At 45.2% G+C, this 10,837-nt stretch carries 11 protein-coding genes, 1 tRNA gene and 1 pseudogene; 8 read left to right on the top strand and 5 right to left on the bottom strand.

From position 1 onward, the window contains the following. Positions 1 to 156: 156 nt before the first annotated feature. Both WC764_04210 and WC764_04205 read right to left on the bottom strand, forming a co-directional pair. Positions 157 to 228, bottom strand: a tRNA-Asn gene (locus tag WC764_04210). Positions 229 to 233: 5 nt separating this feature from the next. Further along, complete coding sequence (locus WC764_04205) at positions 234 to 473, bottom strand: GIY-YIG nuclease family protein (protein ID MFA6006895.1); 240 nt, start codon at positions 471 to 473, stop codon at positions 234 to 236. 257 nt (positions 474 to 730) lie between these two features. On the opposite strand from WC764_04205, the gene WC764_04200 reads away from it, so the two are divergent. The 6 genes and pseudogenes from WC764_04200 to WC764_04175 all read left to right on the top strand — a co-directional run bounded on the left by WC764_04200 (position 731) and on the right by WC764_04175 (position 6,381). Beyond that, on the top strand, positions 731 to 1,348 hold the full coding sequence (locus WC764_04200) for a type IV toxin-antitoxin system AbiEi family antitoxin domain-containing protein (GenBank protein ID MFA6006894.1): 618 nt from the start codon (positions 731 to 733) through the stop codon (positions 1,346 to 1,348). A gap of 30 nt (positions 1,349 to 1,378) precedes the next feature. After that, a complete protein-coding gene (locus WC764_04195; protein ID MFA6006893.1) occupies positions 1,379 to 2,110 on the top strand; it encodes a nucleotidyl transferase AbiEii/AbiGii toxin family protein in 732 nt (243 codons plus the stop codon). Positions 2,111 to 2,304: 194 nt separating this feature from the next. Beyond that, the gene (locus tag WC764_04190; GenBank protein ID MFA6006892.1) at positions 2,305 to 2,973 is read left to right on the top strand and encodes an NYN domain-containing protein; all 669 of its coding nucleotides are present in this window, start codon (positions 2,305 to 2,307) and stop codon (positions 2,971 to 2,973) included. A 317-nt stretch (positions 2,974 to 3,290) separates the two neighbouring features. Continuing rightward, positions 3,291 to 3,473 (top strand): annotated as a pseudogene (locus WC764_04185) (hypothetical protein). A 519-nt stretch (positions 3,474 to 3,992) separates the two neighbouring features. Next, complete coding sequence (locus tag WC764_04180) at positions 3,993 to 5,567, top strand: DNA methyltransferase (protein ID MFA6006891.1); 1,575 nt, start codon at positions 3,993 to 3,995, stop codon at positions 5,565 to 5,567. Position 5,568: 1 nt separating this feature from the next. After that, positions 5,569 to 6,381, top strand: a complete 813-nt coding sequence (locus WC764_04175; protein ID MFA6006890.1) for a TdeIII family type II restriction endonuclease — start codon at positions 5,569 to 5,571, stop codon at positions 6,379 to 6,381. Between the two features lie 66 nt (positions 6,382 to 6,447). Here WC764_04175 and WC764_04170 read toward each other — a convergent pair whose 3' ends face one another. Then, complete coding sequence (locus WC764_04170) at positions 6,448 to 6,726, bottom strand: HNH endonuclease signature motif containing protein (GenBank protein MFA6006889.1); 279 nt, start codon at positions 6,724 to 6,726, stop codon at positions 6,448 to 6,450. A gap of 398 nt (positions 6,727 to 7,124) precedes the next feature. On the opposite strand from WC764_04170, the gene WC764_04165 reads away from it, so the two are divergent. Then, positions 7,125 to 7,892 (top strand): hypothetical protein, encoded by a 768-nt coding sequence (locus tag WC764_04165; GenBank protein MFA6006888.1) that lies wholly within the window; start codon positions 7,125 to 7,127, stop codon positions 7,890 to 7,892. A gap of 181 nt (positions 7,893 to 8,073) precedes the next feature. Here WC764_04165 and WC764_04160 read toward each other — a convergent pair whose 3' ends face one another. Both WC764_04160 and WC764_04155 read right to left on the bottom strand, forming a co-directional pair. After that, positions 8,074 to 9,405: a hypothetical protein gene (locus WC764_04160; protein ID MFA6006887.1), complete on the bottom strand. Its 1,332-nt coding sequence runs from the start codon at positions 9,403 to 9,405 to the stop codon at positions 8,074 to 8,076. 34 nt (positions 9,406 to 9,439) lie between these two features. Continuing rightward, positions 9,440 to 9,715 (bottom strand): hypothetical protein, encoded by a 276-nt coding sequence (locus WC764_04155; GenBank protein MFA6006886.1) that lies wholly within the window; start codon positions 9,713 to 9,715, stop codon positions 9,440 to 9,442. A 97-nt stretch (positions 9,716 to 9,812) separates the two neighbouring features. Between WC764_04155 and mltG the strand changes: the two genes are divergently transcribed. Then, positions 9,813 to 10,814, top strand: a complete 1,002-nt coding sequence (gene mltG, locus WC764_04150; protein MFA6006885.1) for an endolytic transglycosylase MltG — start codon at positions 9,813 to 9,815, stop codon at positions 10,812 to 10,814. Positions 10,815 to 10,837: the final 23 nt, after the last annotated feature.

The raw sequence follows: 10,837 nt of genomic DNA, 5'->3' as shown, positions 1-10,837 counted from the left end.
CCCTCTCTCCCCGCCAAAAAATCTGCCGTGAAAAAAATCTTCGGCTCGAACCTGTATTTGAAAAACAAAAAAATCTCCGGCGTGGCTCAACAGCCCTATGCCGAATTAATCTTGGCCAAAAAATCTTCCGAAAAATCTGACCTTTCCAATGTGCTGCTCCGCAGGTAGGATTCGAACCTACGACCAACTCGTTAACAGCGAGCTGCTCTACCACTGAGCTACTGCGGAATGTATCATATCCGTGACTTTAAAAACGATCTTCCAAACCCTGTTTTAAAGTATTTCTCACGTTTGATTGCTTGTTCTTTGTTCAAGCAAGCTTCGTAATAAATCAACTTTAGCGGGCGCCTTGGCTTTGTTGCCTCCACCAACCCAGTATTGTGGGAAGCTAATCGTTTCTTCAGGTCATTCGTCCAGCCTATGTATAACTTGTTATCAACCTCACTCTGGAGCACATAAGTAAAGAAAAACATGTTTATATTATACAGGCTGAGCTACCCGCCTGCCAACGACTTGCCTTAGTAGGCATGGCGGGCAGGCTGCGGAATGTATCTTATGATAAAGAACACTGCAGACATAGTACCAAAATAAGTCCCAAAAATCAAAACAGCGCCATGGTGAGCAGTAGAAGTCTGACTTCTACGATTTTTAATATTTGACTATTGCGCTTATTTTGAATACGGCATATAATGTACCGGAAGAGACCTTTAAGGTACCCTTCAGTCTACATATGGATAATAAACCAGTCAAAGGTGAATATTTGGAGGTTTTATTAAGATCTCCTAAAACCGTCTTTTCTACTAAAGATGTTGCTTTGTTGTGGGGCGAAGAAAAAGAGCAAACAGTCAGTGGGCGATTAAAGAAATATGTTAAGGCTGGAAAGTTGGTTAGGGTGCATCGTGGCATTTATGCCAAAGACAAAAACTATAATCATTTTGAGTTGGCGACTCGTATTTATACTCCCTCATACATTAGCTTTGAGACCGTATTGACTCGGACCGGTATTAATTTTCAGTACTATGGAAATATTTTTGTTGCCACATACGTGACCAGAGAAATTGAAGCCGATGGTCATAGAATTTCATTTATCCGGATGAAAGATTATGTGTTGAGTAATACATCTGGCATAGAGCATGAAGATGGCATCGCCATGGCAACCAAAGAGCGCGCTTTCTTGGATCGAGTCTACATTAGTAAAGATTACCATTTTGATAACTTGGATTCCTTGGACTTTGACAAGGTGTTTGAAATTTTGCCTATCTATCACAATAAGCGAATGGAGAAAAAGGTTAAGACATATTTTGAGCATTATAAAAGTAACCAGCCTAACAAACCTTCACCCCATTAGATATGAAGTTATCTAACGGGGTAAAAACCTATGACACTAGACTACTCAAAACACAAAAATATATTGCTTCAGATTCTGAAGGATATTTACTCGGACACTTCGATTGCCACTCATTTGGGTTTTAAGGGCGGTACTGCCGCTCTCTTGTTCTATGATTTGAATCGAGACTCGGTTGATTTGGATTTTGATTTGCTGGATGAAAGCAAAGAAGCTGAAGTGTTTGAAAAAATTAATAAAATTGCTAAAAGTTACGGGACGATCATTGATTCTCGCATAAAACACTTTAATCTTTTAAATGTTATCTCATACGCACCGGGAGCACAGAAAATAAAAGTTGAGGTAAACCGAAGGAATTTTGGCTCTAAGTATGAGCTCCGAACTCTACTCGGCATCTCTATGCTTGTGATGATCCGGGAGGATATGTTTGCCCACAAACTTATGGCTATGCATGAACGAGTTGGCAAAACGAGCCGTGATATTTATGACGTTTGGTTTTTCCTTAAAAACAATTGGCCGATAAATAAGGAGATTGTTGAACAGCGTTCCGAAGTGTCTTTCAAAGAGCTTTTGCAAAAATCCGTTGAGCAAATAGAGAAGATGGATAACAAGCATATCCTTGATGGCTTGGGTGACTTTCTTACCGAGCCTCAAAAAGATTGGGCCCGGGCAAAGCTCCGGACTGAGACCATCTTCCTTTTAAAGGCTCGAATGGAAAGCGAAAAATTCACCCCGTTAGATACAGCGAACAATCTAACGGGGTAAACGATATGTCAGAACAAGACTGAAGAATTATCTAACGGGGTAAATTTACTGCCGCCTAGGTCTCTCCTTGAGAAGGAGCAAAGCTACGGGAAAAGGTGCCCGCCCGCTTGGAACCTCTAAGCGAGTCTGGCGGGAGTCCTTGGGGACAAATGTTCTGCCTAGATTTTTGGGGCTAAGCAGAGTAGAATCACGGAATGAATCTTGATGAATTTAAAAAAGAATTTGTGAGGCAAGAGCTGGGAATTGGCGATAATTTCCCAGAAGTTTTTTCGTTTATAGACTTCGGTAATGTTAATTATTGGTTTGATGATGACCGGCAAACACATGACCATATTGCTCTGGCCGAGGAAGAACGGCTCTGTATAGACATAGAAAAACTAGACCAATTTCTCTCGATATTTTCAAAAACCGTGCGGTTTTACTATGGACACGATTCTGCGAACACTAAGTCCTTAGGTTTCATCCGCGTCGCGCGAGATATTTTTGGTAAGCATGCCGTTTCTACCAAGCCAATTCAAAAAGTACGGCATCATCTCCTGTCTCCAGAGGAACTTACCTCAAATACCCGTACGCTATTCCATGACGATATGGGGGACTATGTGTTCCTCCCGAAGTGCAACTTCGACGTCGAGATAAGTGTCGACGCCATTAAGTTATTAGATAATTATGATACTTTCTGTCTGCTTTCCAGCGATGCGGATTTTGTCCACTTACTTAGATATCTAAAGTCAAAAAAGAAAAAGATCATTCTAATCAAAGGCGGACCGGTGGTTCATGACCTCAAAGACATCGCAGATTTGGTGGTTAATGCTCAAGATATCAAGAAACACATTAGCCTAATAAAGCAAAAACCTGGCATTTAGCCAGGCTTTGCGGATCGTAAACCCGAATCCACGGGCAGGACGACCCGAAAGTCGTAAGACGAGTATACCCGACGCCGACGTCAGTGTCAATCTTGTAACAGTGGATAGTCGCTCTGTCAAGTCTGAAAGGTTGTAGAGGAATTTATATTGACGCTAAGGTGAGTCCTCGGGGATAAAAGTGACTGCGGATAAAGTTAGTTGACTTTGCTTGCATAAATAGTAACTAAATGACGAGTTGGTTGCTATCGAACTTATATAAGTTGATAGTGAAACTGATTCGTCGCTCTGTCAAGTCGGAAAGGTTGTAGAGAAATTTGTACTGCCGCTACTACATGGGCCGCAGGCTACCCGGCGAAGACGGGCGCCAGATCAAACGCTGGAAGGCTATCCGAAGGCACATTGCGCAGATAAAGAATAACTGCAAGCCAAAGGACCTCACCTGCCGCCCGGGCCAAAGGCAAGCGGTGCTCCACTGGGCCTACGACAGCCGGAGGATTTGAAATATTTTGCCGCTTGAGGGAAATAAATTTTGGCGTTGAGGTCTCTCCTCAGGCTGGCCCAAAATCGCCATAGCGATTAGCCAGAGGTGAGACCTCGGCGACCATAAGTCCTCAAGGATCAGTAGCGGGAAGAGGTCTCTCTTCGATGACTTTCGTGTGTTCTTGAAACGCAAAGTCACCACATAAATGGTGACTTAATGCGGAGCCAGTGCTCTGTACACACCCGTTAATGTACTTTAGCAAGATGTTTTGATCATCTTTCTACGTCTCTTTAGTGCCTTCAAAACAGTATCGGGCAGCCATTGGCTTTGGTTTCTCTTCTGGAGATGCTTTTCAGCTTCCAGAGGCAACTGAGTACACTACGAAGAGAGCTCGGCTCAATTTTGTTATCAATTTCATAAATGAAATTAACTTCTAATCGAACCTCTTAGGACTCGAACGGCACTATAGCATATTTTAGAGTCCTCGGCGAATTTTGATTTTATTTTGAATTTGATATTAAAATGTTATAATCAACACATGTCACTTGTCTCAATTTCAGAAGCGTCAAAATGGGCGTCAGAGTATCTGCAAAAGGATGTTTACCCAACAAACATTTCGTACTTGGTTCAATATGGTAAGGTAAAAAAACATGGCGAGAATGGTTCGACCATGGTTGATTTGGGTGACTTAAAAAGCTATTACGAATCATATAACGGAAAACGTGAAGTAAGCTGGAAAAAAAATCTGGGTAATGATCTAAACTGGGCACTATCTTTTGATAATTTGAGGGAGAAAGACACGACTAAACATGTTCACCGACTTCATCCGTACAAGGGGAAATACATCCCTCAGCTTGTTGAGTATTTTCTAGATAGCCACACAGATGATTTTAAAAAAGAGGTTTATTTCAAACCCGGGGATATTGTACTAGACCCGTTTCTTGGTTCCGGAACCACTATAATACAGTCTCTTGAAATGGGCATTCATTCTGTCGGGGTTGACGTCTCAGAATTTAACTGCATGATTGCCAGTTGTAAGGCGAGTCACTACGACGATGAGTACCTGCAAAAAGCATTAAAAAAGATGCTCACCGCTATCGATACATTTGAGCATGATAACAAGATACAAGATTTTGAATCCGAGCTCCTGATGGAACTTGCAAAGTTTAATAATAAATATTTTCCCGGGGCTGACTTTAGGTATGGTGCGAGTCAAAAAGGGTTCGATGAGCGTACGCTTGCCGTAGAAAAAGAAAAAGAATTTTTACCGACCTATGAAAAGCTTCTGAAAAAATATTCAGTTAAAATAAAACAAGATATAGCGACATCGTTCCTGGATGTCTGGTTTATGGAAAATGTGAGGCGGGAGATTGATCACGTATTTGAAACGGTGAAAGGGGAAAAGAACGTCAAAACCAGGAAAATACTAGCACTGATTTTAAGTAGAACAATCAGGTCGTGCCGAGCAACGACACACAGCGACTTAGCTACGCTCAAAGAGCCACAACTGACCACGTACTACTGTTACAAGCACAAAAAGATTTGTAAGCCTCTATTTTCGATTGCAACGATGCTCAATCGTTACGCTTATGATACTATCGATAGAATTAGAGAATTTAATTCACTCCGTAAACCTGTTCACTACTCAGTTCTGACGGGCGACTCAAGGGCAGTAAACATTTTTGAGAAAGCAGAGAAACAAAATCCAGAGTTCGCTAAGTTGCTTCAAAAACAGAAAATTTCAGGAATCTTCTCATCACCACCATATGTTGGTCAGATCGACTACCACGAACAGCATGCGTATGCGTACGACCTGCTTGGATTTAAAAGAAAGGATGAGCTTGAAATAGGGCCGCTATACAAGGGACAGGGTCAAGATGCACGTCGGTCATACGCTCAGGGGATTACAGATGTTTTGAATAATTGTAAGCAGTATTTTGCTAACGACTATAATGTGTTTCTCGTAGCAAACGATAAGTATAATCTCTACCCAGAAATTGCAGAAAACTCAGGAATGAAAATTGTAAACCAATTCAAACGGCCAGTGTTGAACCGAACAGAAAGAGATCGAACACCCTATTCGGAGATAATATTTCATCTAAAAAATAAATAGCATGAAACTAACTGCAGATCAGAAAAATCGTGTTAGCGAAGAAGTAAAGAAAATTTTATCAAGTAGGTTAAAAAGCTTTCCAGACTTAAGTGCGCAAAATAGAAACGCGCCCTTTCATGACGCCGTGCTTGAGTGTTTTAAAGAAAAATTTCGAGGATTAAATATTGAGACACCTCGATTGGTAGCTATTGCAAGCTGGCTACATGGCCTGAGTACCTCGCTTGGTACAGGATTTGAAAATTTTGGAAATATCCTATCAGGAGGCTACAAGAGAAAGTTCACTGGTCCATATACTTTAAAGGTTAAAAAAAGCCAGTCGCTTGTGATAGATGAAATCATAAGGGGGCTGAAATCTTCTCAGATTAAACCAGACTTGAAGCAGGAAAACTCTAGAATTTTTAAATTCAGTGATACAGAGGATTCAGTTGAAGCCTTAGGCTTTACCGCAGATATCTTTATTGAAAAAAAGAATGAAATTGTTGCAGTCGAAATGAAATCAGTTAGGCCAAACGCAGGAGAGGGGCGCGGTGAGAAGCAGAAAATTTTGTATGGGAAGGCTGCGTTAAAATTGCTGTACCCAAAACATGACGTGAAGTTTTTTGTTGGGTTTCCTTTTGATCCAACTGCCATAAAACCCACCGACTACGACAAGAAGAGATTCTTTGATTACCTAGTTGAATTTAAAAAGTACTTTGCTGAAGATGAAGTAATGATAGCTGATGAGCTCTGGGACTATCTCAGTGGATCTAAACAGACAATGGATCAAATTCTTGAGGTGATAAGAGAGACAATCGCGATTGTAAGTAAGAAATAGACCTGCTACTAACAAAACACAAACCGCCCATATGGGCGGTTTGTGTTTTGTTGGACGACCGACACTCTAACGTGCCGATATTGCACAAACCAGCTGGCCATCACCCTTTGCTACATTGTTTTGCCAGTGTAATGGTTGAAGGTTCGATAAGTAATCGGAACCTCCAGCGCTTACTGGAACAATGTGGTCAATTTCCCACCCAAGATTACTCTCTCTGTTTCCGTATTCTTGCCAGGCAATGAAAGCACCACAGCGATCTTTACGGTACTTATTCTGGTCGTATCCAAGTACCGTTACCGCCTTATTCCATAGCACACTGAGTATGTTATGATCTATATTCAGCATACTTTCCCACAGTCTTACCCTTGCGCCGATTTGCTTCTTGCTGTAGCATTTCAGCATAAGAGGCCAGGCCGAAGTCGACGATATTTCGCTCTGGCATTTTTAATCTAAAGAAAAGGAGGCCGAATGTCCAAAACGTGCCTCTTTTTCTTTTTTCAAACACTCTATTATATGCCTATAATGCTCTGTGTAGAAGTGGAAAAGTGGCAAAAAAAAGTTTCCCACCGCATTAGAAAACAGGAAAAAAATTAAGGCAAGAACTTTCTGTTTTTATGCCCGAATCGAAGCCTTTTTCCCACCACTTGACAGTGACATGAAGTACTGTGCTCGCTACAGGAATGCTCGCCATAACGTCAGTCAGATAGGATTTATCGCGACAGAAGTTATGGTATGATGTATTCATGCCCCCAGACCAAACACCCGAAGCAATAGCCCCCGAGACAACACCGGCTCCTGTGGAGCCAACCGAGCCTTCTCCGTCACAACCGGAGCAAGTCGCCGTTGCGTCGGATTCCGTACCTGATGTCGCCGAGGAGACCCGCCTGCCCACGACTGGCACTGTCGGGCAGGGACCTCTTCCCGGGGCTTCCGCCTCCGCTCCTTCAGAGCTACGGGCGGACGAAGCACCTCAACGGCAAGATATTGTCGTCCCGCCTTCGTCTGCGACTCCGGACGGGCAAGGCGAGGAGATCCAACCGATTGTCGTCGAGACTTCCGCCTCCGCTTCTCAACCCATGGTGGCCGAGGAGACCCGCCTGCCAGCGACTGGCATTGTCGGGCAGGGACCTCTTCCCGTCGCTTCGCTCCTCCTTGAGGACTCACCTCAACCTCAAAATGGAGCACCTCAACCCACCGCAAATGTCGTCGAGGTCTCACCTCCGGCTTATCGCCCTATGGGCGCTTTGGATCAGCCCGAGGAGAGACCTCAACGTCTTGATAACAGGTCACTTCTTGCCAGGGCTCTGGAGAAAATTCAATTTCGCAAACGGGCGAAGCTTGAACGAATTATGAAATTCGCGACAGAGAAAAAATCAATAAATAATGACCAGGTAGAGAAGCTCCTGCACGTCTCGCACCGGACGGCCAGCAGATACTTAGGGCAGTTGGTAATGGCCGGCAGGTTGCAGCAAGTTGGCCCGGACGAGCGCGCCGAATATCAGGCGCTTTAGACTCGGAGCGAGTCAATTCCCACCATTTGGCTCGCTGTGGTATAAGGAATTGGAGAGAAAAGCAACTATTCGGGATTTCCGGATAGTTCAAAAAAGCAATATGCAAAAAATGCACATTGCAAATTCTGATAAACCGATTACTTTTTACTCGCCATGAGCCGAGGGGGTTCAAGTGGCTCAACTAGCGGAGCCAGGTTTCCACTTTCTCTTCCGGGAAGGTGGCGGGGCATGCGCCTGTTCCACGAATGAGGGCAAGTTCTGTTGTTGAGACAAGTTTGATGAATGACCAGTTCTGACGGTCGCTGTAGCAGATTTCCTCTCCGACTTTGACATCGGCGGGGAATTTCCTCGGCGACGGGTCTGTCAGGCGGAAGTAGGGGATGCCGGCCTGCACATTCTCTGTGCTTGCGAAGGCGAGGCCGTCTTTGCGATAGGCAACTTGCGCGCCGTCGTATTCGCGGGCGATTGCCAGATATTCGCCGCGTATGTCGCTGCTCCCGACCTTGAACCATCCGCCGGAAATGGTATCTGCAACATCGTGCGAAGGATTGCCACACGACCGCGCTTGTATTATGATGCCGGCTTCACTCGGCCGGCCGAGCTTGGCGTAATATGCCGAACGCAAGTCAGTAGTAAAGTAATCGTATTGGCAGGTGGCGTATACGGCCTGTTCCCATTCCCAGCGCTTGGGATTAAGAAAATTATTTTTCTTCGCAAAATTCATAACCAAAAAGTCAAAGGTGTGCGCGAGGTCGGTGCCGTTCGTGTAGCCGAGGAGCTCTCCGGCGCGAATAGCGATGGAGTAACGTTTGCCGTCTTGAACTTGCGAAGAAGCTGCTGCCGTCTTGGGGGCGTAGGCCATAAGCCGGTCAGAAATGCGGTCAATGTGATCGAACATGAATTGGAGCCCGCACCCCGCCTCGAAGATGAGCCCATACTCGCCGTATCCAGCGCCGCGGTCTGCGTACACGATGGTGCGGAGCGTCGCGTCCATGGGCGCATAGATCGGAGCCTCCATGCCATCCTTAACGCCGATATAGCTCCTACCCGGCGAGCCTCCGCCGATGCCGCCGATAGGGTTGAGCGCATTGACTTTCTCGAGGTCGGTAAACGCATGGGTGAAGATTGGCGTGGTTGACGCGTTGCACGCCGCTCCTTGAGCGGCAAGCACCTGCGCATCGGAGGCTCCGCCCACGCTAAGCTTGTCTATTTTAGACTTGAGGGCGGATACTCTTTTTGCATCCAAACCTTGCTTCCGCAAGAGTTCAAGCTTCTTCTGAATCATGTTGCGCCACGACGGCGATACCCCCGGATGGGTCAGCCCTTCTTCTATTTCTTTGTTAAGTGACGCATATGCCGACGTCAGTGCCTTCTGGCTCTTTTTTTGTGTGTTTGTTGCATTCGTAACCGCGCCTGTGTAGTCGGCGGAGGGGGGCGGATTGATGGCCGTGGCAGAACTTAAAACAACAGAGAGAAAAATAAATACGCCGAGCGAAGCTAGATATTTTTTCATGTGTTTTGCATTCAAAAAAAGATGTATAAAAAGCCTATCTTTTATCCATCAAATTCTTGAAGCCCCAGGCGACCATGGTCAGACCAACGATAAAGATGAAATGGTGAGACATGTGGATAGTCTCCGGGTCGATACCAAAAGAGTCGGGGACGGCTGACTCAAGGACTTGCGAGAAGCCGAGGACGACCGTGCCGTAGCCGATGCTGTTTAATGACCGGCCGATTACTCCGCCGTAACCCTTGAGCTTGAAGAGAATCCAGAATGACAGTAGGGCTATTACTACAGTGAACACAATTGTTACAATTTCCATATGAACAATATTGTAACACGGCTCGTATAGAGCACCAACTGGAGACAGTGGAAAACGTCAGCTTCGCATCGAGCCTGTTTTTTGTTAGAATGAACTCATGCAATGGCTTAGCCGGAAAAAGCTTCTTCTCATACTCATACCGATTCTTTTTATTGTCTTCTTTCTTTCGCTCCCCAGAATATTAACTTGGTCGCTCCAATATGAACAACAACAGGCCGTTTCTAAAATGACCCAGGAATTTCCTGTGACTGTTGATCCGAAGCGCGAGATTATTTCAGAGAACGAACAGGTCAATGCCTTCCTTGCCGACGAACATTCGCTCTTCGGCGCTTCTGTCGCCAGTGTCGGCGGTGTTATTCAAGATATTTTTGTTTGGCTTGCTACGAGTCTTGCCGACCTGCCTTGGTATCAAAACCTGGCAAACGTTACTGAACGATTCGTGACCATAACGCCCGGCATGCGCAAAGAGCAGGTGGCGACAGCCTTTGCCAAGACGCTTGGCTGGACAAGCAAGCAAAAGCAGAAGTTTCTGACACCACTAACCGGCGCGTCTTTACCGCTTACAGAAGGTTCATTCGCGCCCGGTCTTTATGCGGTGGCGAAAGGTATGGCGCCGGAAGATGCGCAGAAATTGGTAAACGAGAGATTTTCTGCCGACGTGCTCGCTCATTATAGTACATCAACACAAGCGGTCGTGCCTTTGAACGAGGCTCTCACTATCGCATCGCTCATCCAGCGTGAGACTATCACGACAGACGGCATGAGGCTCTTGTCCGGTATTATGTGGAACAGAATATTCGCTGATATGAATTTGCAGGTAGACGCAACGCTCCAATATGCCAAGGCTAATAACAAATCGGTGAGTAACTGGTGGCCGACGGTCTATCCAAGAGACAAATATATCAAGTCGCCCTATAACACTTACCAAAATTCCGGCCTCCCGCCGGCGCCGATTGCCAATCCGTCTGTCGCCTCAATCCTCGCCGCGCTTAACCCCATCAAGACCGATTGCCTTTTCTACTTCAACGACAAAAAAGGCAATTTTCATTGCAGTAAGACTTACGCCGAGCACAAAAAGCAGATAGATAAATATTACTAGTCTGAATGTGCTACAATATTTAC

The organism is Candidatus Paceibacterota bacterium (assembly GCA_041660505.1).
In the GTDB taxonomy this organism is placed as follows: Bacteria; Patescibacteriota; Minisyncoccia; order Phycocordibacterales; family JACRKE01; genus JBAZWG01.
This window is presented reverse-complemented; position numbering and strand designations above follow the sequence as displayed.